Below are 14,440 nucleotides of genomic sequence, written 5' to 3'. Positions count from 1 at the left end.
GTAAACATACCTGCTTTATGAGTTTAGCTATTAAGGCTACTATTCTGCTTTTTCAGATGCCTTACTACCAAAAGATAACCAAGATGGTAATTTTAAGAAAGGTTCATCTGGCTTTTCAACTTCTTTAATCACACGACCTTGATTGGCTTGAACTAAAGTGGCTGCTTGATTTGCTAATTGGGTTAAACCTAATTTTTCATAAGATTCTTGTAGCAACGGCAAAGCTTCTAAAGTAGCTTGCGTATCAGGATAAGTTCTGACCATACCTGTAATACGATTTGAAGTAGCCACCCAGGCTTGACGTTTCGCATAAAACTTAGCAACGGCTAATTCATGACGTGCTAAACGGTCTTTAATATAAGCCATACGTGCTAACGCATCAGGTGTATATGGGCTATTAGGGAAGTTTTGCACTAAGGTTTGGAAGTTACTAAACGCCGTTTTCATTGAAGTATTTTCACGAGTAGAGCGATCTACACCGAAGAAATCTTGGAATAAGTTATCTCCTAACGCACTATTGGTTAAAGCTGCCATATAAAGCACATAATCTAAATGTTGGCTATGGGGATAACGATTTAAAAAGCGATCTGCGGTAACTAAGGTTTTTGTATAATCCTGTGTTTTATAGCTTGCATAAATTAAATTTAATTCAGATTGTTCACTATAAGATCCACCAGGGAAACGTGCATCAACAGCTTCTAGATAACGGGTTGCTTGGCTATAATTACCATCTTGTAAATATTCCTGCCCCATTGTAAATAATTGTTGTTCGGAGGCTTGTTCAACAGGTGTCTCTGAACTTGAACATGCTGTGATCACAAATGCACTTAAAGCGATCGAAGCCAGTGATTTAAAATTACGCATAGCGGCTATAATCCTTTTTTCAGTATAAATATTTAGTGTTGTGCGTTACAATGCACCCAAAATAATTTTGTTATTGTATAGAACATTATAAAATAAGCAAACTTGAATTAGTGGATTTTTAATATTTATGGCACAAATTACTATGACGGCTGAAGTTCAGCTACATCAAATGGGACAACGTTTAGACCAAACTCTTGCAGAATTGTTCCCTGATTATTCTCGCTCCCGCTTAAAAACTTGGATCGAAGAGGAGCTTGTTTCAGTGAATGGAAAAATCATAAATGTGCCTCGAGAAAAGATGTTTGGTGGTGAGCAAATTGAAATTACGGTAGAAATTGAAGATGAAAATCGTTTTGAACCACAAAATTTACCTTTAAATATTGTTTATGAAGATGATGATATTTTAGTCATTAATAAACCCAAAGATTTTGTAGTACACCCTGGTGCAGGTAATCCTAATGGTACGGTTCTTAATGCCTTGCTTTATCATTATCCACAAATTGCTGAGGTACCACGTGCGGGAATTGTGCATCGCCTCGACAAAGATACAACAGGTTTAATGGTAGTCGCAAAAACGATTCCAGCACAAACCCAATTAGTTCGAGCATTACAAAAGCGTAAAATAACCCGAGAATATGAAGCTATTGCCTTTGGAATTATGACAAAAGGTGGTACGGTAGATGAACCTATGGCACGCCATCCGACTAAACGGACTTTAATGGCTGTACATCCTATGGGAAAACCAGCCATAACACATTATCGTATTATGGAACATTTTCGTAACTATACTCGCTTACGTTTACGACTTGAAACTGGACGCACCCACCAAATTAGAGTACATATGGCACATATCGCTCATCCATTACTGGGCGATCAAACTTATGGAGGTCGTCCACGTCCACCAAAAAACGCCAGTGAAGAATTTATGACAGTAATGCGGAATTTCCAACGTCAAGCCTTACATGCAGTAATGTTACGTTTAGAACATCCAATTACTGGAGAACTAATGGAATGGCACGCACCATTGCCCGATGATTTTGTTGAGTTAGTTAATGCTCTAAAAGCAGACTACCAACTTCATAAAGATGAATTAGATTATTAGGTTAGTGATTATGATACAAAGGATTTCACCAAATTGGTCTGTACCAAATAATGTTCATGGATTTTCCACCACACGCCAAGGTGGAGTAAGCCAAGTACCTTATGAGAGTTTCAACTTAGGTAATCACGTAGGCGATAATCCAGAAGATGTCAAAACAAATCGTCAACTATTAGTAGAACAATTTGGCTTACCTCAATTGCCTATTTTCTTGACTCAAACTCATAGTACAAGAGTAATTAGCTTGCCTTATAAAGGAGATAACCTTGATGCTGATGCAGTTTATACCAATCAGCCAAATCAAATTTGTTTAGTCATGACCGCAGATTGTCTCCCAGTCTTATTTACCAATAAACAAGGAACTGAAGTGGCGTCTGCCCATGCTGGCTGGCGTGGGCTATGTGATGGCATTCTAGAAGAAACGATTAAATGTTTTCAATGCCCTCGTAATGAAATTATTGCTTGGTTTGGTCCTGCAATTGGTCCTAAAGCTTTCCAAGTAGGTCAAGATGTTGTGGATCAATTTGTGGCAAAAGATACTCAAGCACAAGAGGCATTTGTTAATGACACCACTAGAAAAGGAAAATTCTTAGGGAATTTATATCAAATAGCTCGCCAGCGTTTAGATAAAATGGGGGTAACTCATATTTATGGTGGAGAACACTGCACTTATACTGAAGCAGAGCAATTCTTTTCATTTCGCCGTGATGTAAATACTGGCAGAATGGCAACATTGATTTGGTTTGAATAATCAAAATTATCAAACCCTTAATAATAAAAAAGTGCGGTTAAAATTTTCTAAAATTACACCGCACTTTTAGTTTCTTTATCGCTATTTTGGTGGTTCAGATTCAGCCACTTTCTTTTTAAATTTACTCCACACCTTATCTTCTTGACCACGCCATAAACGTTGAATATTTTCATGATGACGATACACTAGCAAACAACACACAAGAGCGACAGGAAAAGTAAATTCAGGTCGGAACCACCATACAAAAAATGGGGTTAACAAGGCTGCTAAAACTGCACTCAAAGAAGAATAACCACTGAATAAAAAAACCAATAGCCAAGTTGATAGCATCGTACCTGCGACTCCCCAGCCAATAGGTGCTATGGCACCAAATGCCGTAGCGACTCCTTTACCACCTCTAAATTTAAAATAAATTGGAAAAATATGCCCCAAACAAGCACTAAGAGCAACCATTCCTAATTCAAAAGGCGTCAACCCTAAACGATAACCCAACCAAACAGGCAACATTCCTTTTAACACATCAAAAATGAGAACCGCAAGAGCTGCCCAACGTCCACCAATCCTTAATACATTAGTTGCCCCTGGATTATTTGAACCATTTTTACGAGGATCTGGCAATCCTGCAAGGCGACAAATCAGAATTGCACTGGAAATAGAACCAATTAAATAGGTTACTAGCATATAAAAAATGGCAAAATAACTCATAAATTCACCTTAGAAAGTCAATTTCCTATTAAAAATTATTCGTTTATTCTACCTAAACTTGATAGCATATAGCTAATAATATTTGATTAAAATCGCAAAGGAAATTTATGAATGATCGTATTTTTATTGAAGAGTTGACCGTTTTCGCTCAAATTGGTGTATATGAATGGGAACAACAAATTAAGCAAAAACTCATTTTCGATATTGAAATGCTTTGGGATAGCCGTAAAGCAGCTGAAACAGATAATGTTAGCTATTGCTTAAATTATGCCGAAGTCAGTGAATTTATTATCCAATACGTACAATCTAAGCCCTTTTTATTAATTGAACGAGTAGCCAATGAAGTCGCTGAACAATTACAACAAAGATTTTCTATTCAATGGCTCAAAATTAAACTAAGCAAACCTAATGCCGTGGCACAAGCTCGTAATGTTGGTATTATTATTGAACGTGGTAGTATAAAAAGTGCTTAAATTAACAAATTACATATTTTACGCATCTCTTAAATGTGCCGTTAATTCATCTTGTGAGGCAGCAAAGATAAGAGAACTATCTCGACCATATTGGCGAATTAGCTCTGGAATTGCATCTAATTTTTGAGCTTGACCTAACTCATAAAGCTCAACATAAAAGTTCTTAGCAAGTTCACGAGCTTGAGGAATATTAAAATAAAACATACCGACTCGAGTATAAAGCCCTTTTAAGCTATTTAAAATCATGCCATAAATGGGATTAAAAGAAAAAAAGGCTAATTTATGAAACAGTTCATAATCTAGTGAAGTATAAGAGCTTGCATCTTCGGTAATTGTTTCTATAACATTCTTACAAAGTGATACGGCTTCCTCAAAACTTGCTTTAAATGCTCTGGGTACATAAATAGTGGCAATATTAGTCCGTGCAGACAGAACATTAGAAATGAGCATTGGAGACATTGTACTATCTAAGCGCACCAATACATCAAGAATATTAAGTCCTGATGTTTGCCATACATCATTGACCCGTGTTGGTTTACCATGCTGAATCGTCAACCAACCATCACGAGCTAATCGTTGTAGCACTTCTCGCAGAGTCGTACGTGTCACCCCAATTTTATCTGCGAGTTCTCGTTCCGCAGGTAAATCTGTACCCGGTGGAAAATGATTACCCCAAATACTTTTTACAATATATTCTTCTGCTAAAGCAGCAGGGCTTCTTGCTTTCAAAATAGATTGGTCTTGGTTAGTACTTGTTTGTTTAAACAACAGAAACTCCCTCAAAATATGATCTAGTTCTAAAAAACTAATTATTTAGTATTATCCTTTAATCTGAAATATATTACAATCTATAATATAATTTTACCTAACTTTACAGAGCAACACATACATGAATAATTGTAATGCATTTTTCAATAATTATTTAGGAAGAAGTCCTGACTGGTATAAACTTACTATTATCGCTTTTCTCATTCTTAATCCAATATTATATTTTGCAGTCAGTCCATTCTTAGCTGGTTGGTGTTTGGTGATTGAATTTATTTTCACCCTTGCCATGGCTTTGAAATGCTATCCATTACAACCCGGTGGTCTACTCGCTATAGAAGCCGTCGTAATTGGGATGACATCTCCAGAACATGTTAAATCTGAAATTATGGCAAACTTTGAAGTTATTCTGCTACTGATGTTTATGGTGGCTGGTATTTACTTCATGAAGCAATTATTACTATTTGCTTTTACCAAACTCTTAATTAGTGTTCGATCTAAAATTGCACTCTCTATTGCTTTCTGTTTAAGTGCAGCTTTTTTATCTGCGTTCCTTGATGCTCTAACTGTTGTTGCTGTAATTATCAGTGTAGTTATGGGATTCTATGGTGTATATCATAAAGTGGCTTCAGGTGCTTCTTTTGAAGATTCAACAGATATTACAAATGATGAAAAGATAAAGAAAAATCAACAAGTTCTCGAACAATTCAGAGCATTTTTGCGTAGTTTAATGATGCATGCCTCTGTTGGTACCGCTCTTGGTGGGGTAATGACTTTAGTTGGAGAACCTCAGAATCTTATTATTGCTGAACAAGCATCGTGGAACTTTACCGAGTTTTTTATTCGTATGGCACCAGTCACAGTACCCACTTTAATTGCAGGTATTTTAACTTGTGTACTACTTGAAAAATTACATTTATTCGGCTACGGCGAAAAATTACCTCGTAAAGTATGGTGTATTTTAGTGACCTTTAATCGTGTCCAACAGAAAAAAATGGGAACACAAGACAAAATTAAACTGATTATCCAAGCGCTCATCGGAATATGGTTAATTTGTGGATTAGCATTCCATTTAGCTGCTGTAGGTCTAATTGGTTTAACTGTGATTGTGCTTACTACTGCATTCTGTGGTATTACTTCAGAAAGTGCTATTGGTAAATCTTTCGAAGAATCTTTACCGTTCTGTGCTTTATTAGTGGTATTCTTCTCTGTGGTTGCCGTCATTATTGATCAACACCTTTTTGCACCGATTATTAGTTTTGTACTATCAGCAAGTGAAAGTGCACAGCTATTATTATTTTATGCTTTCAACGGCTTACTCTCAGCAATTTCAGATAATGTATTCGTAGCAACAGTTTATATTAGTGAAGTGAAAGCGGCATTACATGCTGGTTCTATCTCATTAGAACAATTTGAATTACTTGCAGTAGCAATTAACACTGGTACTAACTTGCCATCTGTTGCTACACCAAATGGACAAGCGGCATTTTTATTCTTGCTAACCTCTTCATTAGCACCTCTTATTCGCTTATCTTATGGTAGAATGGTTTATATGGCTTTACCTTATACTATCGTATTAACCGTAGTTGGGTTACTTGCCGTTGAATTTATTTTACCAGGAGCAACAAAATTCTTTAGTAGTTTAGGTTGGATCACCGCACTACCTGTATAAAACATAGAAGGAAATACTATGCTTAATTATTTTAAAGATCTTTCAACCAGTCGTGGCGGATGGTTATTATTAGCTTTTTCTGCTATCGCTTTAGAATTAACAGCATTATATTTCCAATATGGCATGGAATTGCAACCTTGCGTAATGTGTGTTTATGAACGCGTTGCATTATTCGGATTGTTTTTTGCAGGAATAATTGGATTTATTTATCCACGTTCTTGGTTCTTCCGTTTTCTAGGATTATTTATTGGTTTAGGAAGTTCGGTAAAAGGATTATTAATATCATTAAAACATGTAGATTATCAGCTTAATCCTGCACCTTGGAATCAATGTTCCTATTTACCTGAATTTCCACAAACCTTACCTTTAGATAAGTGGTTTCCCTTTTTATTTAGCCCGAGTGGCTCTTGCAGTGAGATTACTTGGTCATTCTTAGGTTTATCTATGGCACAATGGATAGTTGTTATTTTTGTTGTTTACACCTTATTATTCATTATTTTATTGCTAAGCCAATTTAAATCAGGAAAACAAAGACATCGAAAACTTTTTCATTAATCTCATCTCTGAAAAACACAAAAAATCTGCACCTTAATCAGTTGGCGATTTAGCCTAACTTTTGAGGTGCAGATCGAATAAAATGCTTTTTGTTATTTAATTGCCTAAAAGTGCTTAACGTTTATCTTCCGAAACATCGCCTAATAAAATAGCGTATCTTTCTGTGTTTGGATTCATTTCTAAAATAATTTTAATTGCCATAGTTAATGGCACAGAGAGAAACATACCAACAGTTCCTAATAGCCAACCCCAAAATAATAAAGAAAGAAAAACGATTAATGTGGATAATCCTAAAGTACGTCCCATCAGGCGAGGTTCCAAAATATTACCAATCAACATATTAATCGCAATAATGCCAATCATTACGCAGAAACCATCGGATAATCCATTGAGTAAAAAAACCTGTAGAACAATCGGGATTGCTGCAATAATAGAGCCTATATTAGGAATATAGTTAGCTAAAAAGGTTAATGTTGCCCACAAAACCGCATATTGCACATCAAACATTTCTAACAATAACCATACACAAATACCCGTCAGCAAACTTACCAAAGTTTTCACCCATAAATAACTAATTACACCTTGTAAAATAGCATCAAGATATTGTTCTTCGCTACCAGCATCACTGTCTTTATCACTGAATGCTAATGCAAATTTATGTTTAGCTGTTGGGGCTTCGAGTAACATAAAAATCACCACTAAAATGAGTACAAATGCATTAGATACTACATTGGAAAAGTTAAGTAGTAACTTACTCACAAAATTCATCATAGCGCTAGGATCTAAATGATTAAGGATAATCGCTTTATTAATCGAAAAATGAATATTCCACTTTTTTAATAATGCGGTAAGGTCATTTAACCTTTCATCCATTAATACACGATATTGTGGCATTGACTGAGAAAACTCTTGTATTGAGCCATTAATAAGACCAATTAAAAAGAAAAACACCATTAGAATTAGCAAAAACAAAATTGTAATTGCTAACCAATGAGGAATTTTCCTCTTTGTCATATATTGAATAATCGGCGAACAAATAATAGCAATAAATAAGGCTAATAAAAAAGGCACAACAATCTCTCCTGCCATTTTTATGCCTGCTAAAATAATTACCAATGAAGCAAGACCAACTAATACATGATTTGCAGAATGAGGTTTTACCATAATCTATTACTCTTATTTATTTTTAAATTCGGCATGATATTGCTTCTTCATGTCCGATAATTGAAGCGTTAAAGCTTTTGCATCAGCTAATTTACCTTGTTGTGCAAGTTGATCCGCTTGCATAACAACTTCAATAAATTTCTGCATAGCTTGCTGATATGCATTAAATTCTTCATCAGATTTTACTGTGGAAGGACGTTTATTCATCGCCTCTACAGAAAATTTAGTTAAATTATCTGCTGCCTTATGAAATTCTTCGGCACTTGATGCACTCATCAATTCACTATTATAACGTCCCATCATTTGCATTTCTGAACGAGCATCCTCGCCGCCACAAGCCGTTATAACAAAAGATAAGCTAATAATACTAAGTAGAGAAAGTAATTTTTTCATAAAAGATCCTTTTAACTGTGGTAATTTTCTAAAAATTCACCGCAGTTTTAATTAAAAGTAGAATAAAAAGTAAAATACATTAAAGTGCATCTTCGTTTTCTTCACCAGTACGAATACGAATAACACGATCCACATCATACACAAAGATTTTGCCGTCACCAATTTTCCCTGTTTGAGCAGTTTCTACAATGGCCTCAATACATTGATCGAGCAAATCATCAGGAATGATAATTTCAATTTTCACTTTAGGTAAAAAATCCACCATATATTCTGCACCACGATACAATTCAGTATGGCCTTTTTGACGCCCAAAACCACGCACTTCAGTGACTGTCATACCTGTAATACCAATATCAGATAATGATTCTCGCACATCATCTAATTTAAAAGGTTTTATAATTGCTTCAATTTTTTTCATCGCTCACCTCAAAATTTTTATAAATGCCACCGCACTTTTAAGTACGACGTGCTGATTTAGGTCTAAAACTCACAATGACTTCTGGTTTCGTATCAATATATAATCCATTAATCAGTTGTAAACAATATGGTACTGCTGCAAAAATTCCTTTTACTAATACCCTACCATTTTCATCTTTAACACCTTCTAAAGTTTCTTTAATTGCCTTAGGTTGACCTGGTAAATTCAAAATTAAGCTATCTTTACGAATCACACCAACTTGACGAGAAAGGATTGCAGTCGGTACAAAATGTAAACTCACTTGACGCATTTGTTCTCCAAAACCAGGCATTTCTCGATCAGCAATAGCTAATGTTGCATCAGGTGTCACATCACGTTTAGCAGGGCCTGTTCCGCCTGTCGTCAGCACTAAATGACATTGGTGAATATCTACTAACTCAATTAATGTCTTTTCAATTTCTGATTGTTCATCTGGAATTAAACGAGTTTCAACATCAAATTTATCCACTAAAGCATTTTCTAACCAAGTTTGTAATTCTGGGATACCTTGATCTTGATAAATGCCTTGTGAAGCTCGGTCAGAGACTGAGACTAGTCCAATTTTCAATTTTGTTTGTGAAAGTGCGGTCATAATTTTCCTTTTTTCTCCCTAGAATGGGAACAATACAGGCACCAAGAAAATGGTGACTAACATAACTAAGATGGTGAATGGTACGCCAATTTTGACAAAATCACCAAATTTATATCCTGCTGGCCCTAATACCATCGTATTCACAGGGCAAGAAACAGGCGTCATAAAAGCCGCAGAGGCGGAAATAGCAACTGTCATAGCGAAAGGGACTGGTGATAAATTTAATTGGTGAGCCATATTAATTGCAATAGGAGCCATTAAAATTGCCGTAGCCGTATTAGAAATAAATAATCCAACTACCGCAGATAAAGTAAATAAACTGATTAAAATCCAATGCTTACCCATGTTACCTACGGTATTAATCATAAAATCCACCACTAAATCTACCCCACCTGTTTTTTGTAAGGCGATGGAAAATGGCATCATACCAACAATTAGAATAATAATTGGCCAGTGAATGCTATCATAAGCACTTTTTGCATCAATACAACGGAATTTCCCCAATAATAAACAAGCAATTAATGCAGCAATAACATTAGGCACCACACCTGTCACCATGAGGATTACCATGGCTACCACAGAGAAAATAGCATGCATAGCTTGACTACGAGCAGGAACGGCTTTATCAATTTCTTTTGGATATTCCAATACAAAGAAGTCTTTAGTACGATCAGGCAATTTGCGAATCAGTTTCCAATCCCCAATCACTAATAATTGATCGCCTAATTTATAAGGTTCTTCCACCAATAATCCCTGCAATAATTCTCCATCACGTTTAATTCCAATTACATTCAAACCATAATGGGAACGAAAACGCAACTGGGCAGCACTCTGACCAATGGCATCACTATCTGGTACAGGCGTAATTTCTACCATGCCTACAGATTTTAATTGTTCATTAAAGTGAGTATTGCGAATTTCGGTAGGTTCTAAATGATATAAATGACAGAAAGAATCTAAATCTAACTGAGGATTAGCAATATCAATTAATAGAATATCTTTTTCTTTAATTTCAATTTTTCCTAAGGAAGCGGCAATAAAGACTGGGCGAAATCGCTTCCAACGTTCAATGGCTAAAATATTTAATTTATAATTAGAACGTAAATGCAAGTCTTCAACTGAATGACCAATAAATTGTGATCCCGTTTTCACTACAAATCGTTTAACACGCTGATGTAATTGATATTCTTCAATTAAATCAGTAATTGAATCACGTTGTTTGACTTCACTAATATTATGCTCTGAACTATCAAGCCAACGGCGAGCTATTAGCATATATAAAATCCCCACCACCAAGACCGCTAGACCAATCGGGGTAAAAGAGAAAAAACTAAAACGAAGATTATCAATACGCACTAATTCTGCATTCACTACTAGATTAGGAGCCGTAGCAATCAATGTCATCATACCACTGATTAAACCCGCTACACTTAGTGGCATCATTAATCGTTTAGGGGAAATTTTCATTTGCTGACAAATAGCAAGTACCACAGGAATAAAAATTGCCACAACCCCAGTAGAACTCATAAAAGAACCCAGGCCTGCAACTGCTAACATTAATAAAACCAGCACCTTAGTTTCACTATTATTGGAAACCTTCATCAGCCATTCGCTTACTTGGTAAGCGACACCTGTACGAACAAGCCCCTCGCCGACAATAAATAGAAGAGCAACTAAGATAACATTGGGATCACTAAAGCCCGCAAATACCTCATCTAAAGATAAAATACCTGTTAAGCAAAATAACAGCATAACTAGTAATGCAACGGTGTCCATCCGCAATTTATTCTGCACAAACAAAATAATTGCACCGATCAGTAAAGCAAGTACAACAAATAGTGGTGATTGATACCAAAGTTGTTCATTCATAATCTATTTCGCTTATCAATTATGCTTATCTAATACCTTACGTACAGGACCAAAACTACGGCGATGTTGTGGCAAGGCGCCAAATTCAACTAATTTTTCTAAATGGACTTTTGTCGGGTAACCTTTATGTTTTGCAAATTCATATTGCGGATATTGTTTATCCAGTTCTTCCATCTCATGATCACGAGCTACTTTAGCAATAATTGATGCAGCACTAATCTCTTGTACCTTACTATCACCTTTTACCACGGCTTGTGCTGGCATGGCTAATTCAGGCACTCGATTGCCATCGACTAACACAAAGTGCGGTTGAATTTTTAAATTTTTTACCGCACGTTGCATCGCAAGCATGGTGGCATGCAGAATGTTTAATTGATCAATTTCTTCAGGCTCTGCACGCCCTAATGCCCAAGCTAATGCCTTTTGTTTAATTTCTTCAGCAAGCTGTTCACGCTTCTTTTCAGATAATTTTTTACTGTCTGCCAATCCTTCAATAGGATTATTAGGATCTAAGATCACTGCTGCTGTAACCACGGCGCCCACTAATGGTCCCCGTCCGACTTCGTCTACACCTGCAACTAATTCAAAACCTTGCGGGTATTCAAAATCACTCATGCTTGTTTCCTTCTAATAAATCAATTACAGCTTGAGCTGCTTGACTATCTGCATCGCATCGAATCAGTTGATGCAATTCAGTAAAACGTTGTAATAAAATTTTACGATTTTCTACCGCACTTTCACTTTGATCTAAATAGGCAGCAAGCTGTACAGCTAATTTCTCTGGTTCACACTCTTGTTGGATCATTTCTGGTACTAACATCTCATCTGCCAATAAATTAGGCAAGGAAATATACTTACTTTTCACCAAACGTTTCGCTAAGAAATAAGTTAATGGTTTCATTTTATAACCGACGACCATTGGCGATTTACATAGCATACATTCTAACGCTGCCGTTCCAGATGCTAATAAAGTGGCGTCTGACACTATCATGGCTTGACGAGCATGACCATCTAATAAAATCAATTCTAGTTCAGGAGCAACTTGTGCTTTTAACTGTTCAAATTGTTGGCGGCGTTTTTCATTGACTAATGGCACAAGGAATTGAAGTTCTGGATATTGCTGTTTTAATAACTGTGCGGTTTGTAAGAAAGGTTCTGCTAAAAACTCCACCTCTGAACCACGACTTCCCACAAGAATCGCCATATAACGCTTATTTTCATCTAATTTCAATAGTTGACAAGCCTCACTACGATTAGGTTTTAGAGGTATTGCATCAGCCATAGTATGCCCTATAAAACGACAAGGCACATTGAAACGATCATAAAAGGCTTTTTCAAAAGGTAAGAAAGCTAAAACAAGATGAGTCGCTTTAGCAATTTTATAAATTCTATTTTGACGCCAAGCCCATACTGATGGGCTCACATAATGAATAGTTTTAATCCCTTGTGCTTTGAGTTTTTCTTCCACATAAAGATTAAATTCAGGCGAATCAATACCAATAAAAATATCTGGTTTAACTGCCAACATCGTTTCAACGATCTGTTTACGAATTTTCAGTAAGCGTGGCAAATGCTTCAAAATTTCAACCAACCCCATTACTGCAATTTCTTCCATATCCACTAGGCTTTCACAACCTTCAGCCAACATATTTTTACCTGCAATGCCAATAAAACGTGCTTGTGGATATTTCAATTTTAACGCTCGAATTAAACCTGCACCAAGAATATCTCCTGATACTTCTCCTGCTACAATAGCAATAGTTGGATGATTATTTATTACATTTTCCATAATGATTACGCTAGCAAAATGTTGATAAAAATAACCGCACTTTAGGTCTATTTTCCCCAAAGTGCGGTATGATTTTCATAAATTATAAACTAATTTCTAATTTATCATAAGCACGAAAAGCTTTTTCTAAAGCTTTCTCAACAGAAATATCACGACTTAAAATCACTCCCATACGACGGTGTCCATTAACTTCAGCTTTACCAAATAAACGAATATTCGTATTTGGTTCTGCTAGCACTTGTTCTAAATGATCAAATTGTACTTGTGTAGATTTTCCTTCCACCACAATCGCTTTTGACGCAGCTGGACTAATGAGATTAATTTCAGGAATAGGTAAGCCTAAAATTGCCCGAGCATGTAATGCAAATTCAGAAAGCTCTTGGGAAATTAAAGTGACCATTCCTGTATCATGTGGTCGAGGCGATACTTCATTAAAAATAACATCATCACCACAGACAAACATTTCCACACCAAAAATACCACGTCCTCCTAATGCACTGGTAATTTTCTCTGCCACTTCTTGAGCTTTTTGTAAGGCTTTTTCAGACATGGCTTGTGGCTGCCAAGATTCACGATAATCACCATCTTGTTGATGATGACCAATTGGTGCTAAAAATGAAGTTCCACCAACATGACGAACCGTTAGCAAGGTGATTTCATAATCAAATTTTACAAAACCTTCTACAATCACTCTGCCAGCACCTGCTCGACCACCTTCTTGAGCATAATCCCAAGCTTGTTGAACTTGATCTAACGATTTAATAATAGATTGCCCATGCCCTGAAGAAGACATAATAGGCTTAACCACACAAGGAACACCAATTTTTTCTACAGTTTGTTTAAAATCTGTAAAATTATCTACAAATTGATAATTTGAGGTAGGTAACCCTAACTGTTCAGCGGCTAAACGACGAATACCTTCACGATTCATGGTTAATTGTGTTGCTTTAGCTGTGGGAATGACAGTAAATCCCTGCTGCTCTAATTCAACTAAAGTTGCAGTAGCAATAGCTTCCACTTCGGGCACAATATAATCAGGTTTTTCTTTTTCCACTAAAGCTTTTAATGCCTCACCATCTAACATGGAAATGGTATAAGCTCTATGAGCCACTTGTTGTGCTGGCGCATTTTCATAACGATCTACGGCGATAACTTCAACACCTAAACGCTGTAGTTCAATTACTACTTCTTTACCTAACTCACCTGCACCTAACATCATTACTTTCGTTGCTTTCGGGGTTAATGCTGTACCAAGAGTTGTCATAAATGTTCCTTTACTATTGTGTTGCTAA

16 protein-coding genes are annotated in these 14,440 nt (G+C 36.2%); 5 read left to right on the top strand and 11 right to left on the bottom strand.

Translation table 11 applies throughout. The features are described 5' to 3' along the window. Positions 1-39: 39 nt before the first annotated feature. On the bottom strand, positions 40-864 hold the full coding sequence (locus BN1226_RS01950) for an outer membrane protein assembly factor BamD (RefSeq protein ID WP_044469757.1): 825 nt from the start codon (positions 862-864) through the stop codon (positions 40-42). A gap of 127 nt (positions 865-991) precedes the next feature. Here BN1226_RS01950 and rluD point away from each other — a divergent pair, with 127 nt between their 5' ends. Further along, on the top strand, positions 992-1,966 hold the full coding sequence (rluD, locus tag BN1226_RS01945; RefSeq protein ID WP_044469756.1) for a 23S rRNA pseudouridine(1911/1915/1917) synthase RluD: 975 nt from the start codon (positions 992-994) through the stop codon (positions 1,964-1,966). 13 nt (positions 1,967-1,979) lie between these two features. Beyond that, positions 1,980-2,714, top strand: a complete 735-nt coding sequence (gene pgeF, locus BN1226_RS01940; protein WP_044469938.1) for a peptidoglycan editing factor PgeF — start codon at positions 1,980-1,982, stop codon at positions 2,712-2,714. A gap of 81 nt (positions 2,715-2,795) precedes the next feature. Here the strand turns inward: pgeF and plsY are convergent, their stop codons facing one another. Next, on the bottom strand, positions 2,796-3,419 hold the full coding sequence (gene plsY, locus BN1226_RS01935) for a glycerol-3-phosphate 1-O-acyltransferase PlsY (RefSeq protein WP_044469755.1): 624 nt from the start codon (positions 3,417-3,419) through the stop codon (positions 2,796-2,798). Positions 3,420-3,526: 107 nt separating this feature from the next. Between plsY and folB the strand changes: the two genes are divergently transcribed. Beyond that, entirely contained in the window at positions 3,527-3,892 is a 366-nt protein-coding gene (gene folB, locus BN1226_RS01930) for a dihydroneopterin aldolase (protein WP_044469754.1), read from the top strand. An 18-nt stretch (positions 3,893-3,910) separates the two neighbouring features. Here folB and fadR read toward each other — a convergent pair whose 3' ends face one another. Next, complete coding sequence (gene fadR / locus BN1226_RS01925) at positions 3,911-4,660, bottom strand: fatty acid metabolism transcriptional regulator FadR (protein ID WP_044469753.1); 750 nt, start codon at positions 4,658-4,660, stop codon at positions 3,911-3,913. A 121-nt stretch (positions 4,661-4,781) separates the two neighbouring features. On the opposite strand from fadR, the gene nhaB reads away from it, so the two are divergent. Together nhaB and dsbB are read left to right on the top strand one after the other, a co-directional pair. Beyond that, on the top strand, positions 4,782-6,329 hold the full coding sequence (nhaB, locus tag BN1226_RS01920; RefSeq protein ID WP_044469752.1) for a sodium/proton antiporter NhaB: 1,548 nt from the start codon (positions 4,782-4,784) through the stop codon (positions 6,327-6,329). An 18-nt stretch (positions 6,330-6,347) separates the two neighbouring features. Further along, positions 6,348-6,884, top strand: coding sequence for a disulfide bond formation protein DsbB (dsbB, locus tag BN1226_RS01915; protein WP_044469751.1), 537 nt, complete (start codon positions 6,348-6,350; stop codon positions 6,882-6,884). Between the two features lie 114 nt (positions 6,885-6,998). Here dsbB and BN1226_RS01910 read toward each other — a convergent pair whose 3' ends face one another. The 8 genes from BN1226_RS01910 to purT all read right to left on the bottom strand — a co-directional run bounded on the left by BN1226_RS01910 (position 6,999) and on the right by purT (position 14,412). Further along, the gene (locus tag BN1226_RS01910; RefSeq protein WP_044469750.1) at positions 6,999-8,048 is read right to left on the bottom strand and encodes an AI-2E family transporter; all 1,050 of its coding nucleotides are present in this window, start codon (positions 8,046-8,048) and stop codon (positions 6,999-7,001) included. A 12-nt stretch (positions 8,049-8,060) separates the two neighbouring features. Next, complete coding sequence (locus BN1226_RS01905; protein WP_044469749.1) at positions 8,061-8,441, bottom strand: cytochrome b562; 381 nt, start codon at positions 8,439-8,441, stop codon at positions 8,061-8,063. A 79-nt stretch (positions 8,442-8,520) separates the two neighbouring features. Further along, complete coding sequence (gene glnB, locus BN1226_RS01900) at positions 8,521-8,859, bottom strand: nitrogen regulatory protein P-II (RefSeq protein WP_005758618.1); 339 nt, start codon at positions 8,857-8,859, stop codon at positions 8,521-8,523. A 37-nt stretch (positions 8,860-8,896) separates the two neighbouring features. Next, positions 8,897-9,490 (bottom strand): molybdopterin adenylyltransferase, encoded by a 594-nt coding sequence (gene mog / locus BN1226_RS01895; protein ID WP_044469748.1) that lies wholly within the window; start codon positions 9,488-9,490, stop codon positions 8,897-8,899. A gap of 18 nt (positions 9,491-9,508) precedes the next feature. Continuing rightward, the gene (locus BN1226_RS01890; protein ID WP_044469747.1) at positions 9,509-11,359 is read right to left on the bottom strand and encodes an SLC13 family permease; all 1,851 of its coding nucleotides are present in this window, start codon (positions 11,357-11,359) and stop codon (positions 9,509-9,511) included. Between the two features lie 15 nt (positions 11,360-11,374). Continuing rightward, the gene (gene rnhB, locus BN1226_RS01885) at positions 11,375-11,974 is read right to left on the bottom strand and encodes a ribonuclease HII (RefSeq protein WP_044469746.1); all 600 of its coding nucleotides are present in this window, start codon (positions 11,972-11,974) and stop codon (positions 11,375-11,377) included. Continuing rightward, positions 11,967-13,148 (bottom strand): lipid-A-disaccharide synthase, encoded by a 1,182-nt coding sequence (gene lpxB, locus BN1226_RS01880; protein WP_044469745.1) that lies wholly within the window; start codon positions 13,146-13,148, stop codon positions 11,967-11,969. The genes rnhB and lpxB overlap by 8 nt, the downstream gene beginning before the upstream one ends. An 82-nt stretch (positions 13,149-13,230) precedes the next feature. Continuing rightward, complete coding sequence (purT, locus tag BN1226_RS01875) at positions 13,231-14,412, bottom strand: formate-dependent phosphoribosylglycinamide formyltransferase (protein ID WP_044469744.1); 1,182 nt, start codon at positions 14,410-14,412, stop codon at positions 13,231-13,233. Positions 14,413-14,440 lie beyond the last annotated feature (28 nt).

Source organism: Mannheimia massilioguelmaensis, assembly GCF_000940515.1.
Classification (GTDB): Bacteria; Pseudomonadota; Gammaproteobacteria; order Enterobacterales; family Pasteurellaceae; genus Basfia; species Basfia bettyae.
This window is presented reverse-complemented; position numbering and strand designations above follow the sequence as displayed.

Coding starts and splice junctions, on each gene's coding strand:
- BN1226_RS01950 (WP_044469757.1), bottom strand. CDS start 864: ATGCGTAATTTTAAATCACTGGCTTCGATCGCTTTAAGTGCATTTGTG.
- rluD (WP_044469756.1), top strand. CDS start 992: ATGGCACAAATTACTATGACGGCTGAAGTTCAGCTACATCAAATGGGA.
- plsY (WP_044469755.1), bottom strand. CDS start 3,419: ATGAGTTATTTTGCCATTTTTTATATGCTAGTAACCTATTTAATTGGT.
- folB (WP_044469754.1), top strand. CDS start 3,527: ATGAATGATCGTATTTTTATTGAAGAGTTGACCGTTTTCGCTCAAATT.
- nhaB (WP_044469752.1), top strand. CDS start 4,782: ATGAATAATTGTAATGCATTTTTCAATAATTATTTAGGAAGAAGTCCT.
- dsbB (WP_044469751.1), top strand. CDS start 6,348: ATGCTTAATTATTTTAAAGATCTTTCAACCAGTCGTGGCGGATGGTTA.
- BN1226_RS01910 (WP_044469750.1), bottom strand. CDS start 8,048: ATGGTAAAACCTCATTCTGCAAATCATGTATTAGTTGGTCTTGCTTCA.
- BN1226_RS01905 (WP_044469749.1), bottom strand. CDS start 8,441: ATGAAAAAATTACTTTCTCTACTTAGTATTATTAGCTTATCTTTTGTT.
- glnB (WP_005758618.1), bottom strand. CDS start 8,859: ATGAAAAAAATTGAAGCAATTATAAAACCTTTTAAATTAGATGATGTG.
- mog (WP_044469748.1), bottom strand. CDS start 9,490: ATGACCGCACTTTCACAAACAAAATTGAAAATTGGACTAGTCTCAGTC.
- BN1226_RS01890 (WP_044469747.1), bottom strand. CDS start 11,359: ATGAATGAACAACTTTGGTATCAATCACCACTATTTGTTGTACTTGCT.
- rnhB (WP_044469746.1), bottom strand. CDS start 11,974: ATGAGTGATTTTGAATACCCGCAAGGTTTTGAATTAGTTGCAGGTGTA.
- lpxB (WP_044469745.1), bottom strand. CDS start 13,148: ATGGAAAATGTAATAAATAATCATCCAACTATTGCTATTGTAGCAGGA.
- purT (WP_044469744.1), bottom strand. CDS start 14,412: ATGACAACTCTTGGTACAGCATTAACCCCGAAAGCAACGAAAGTAATG.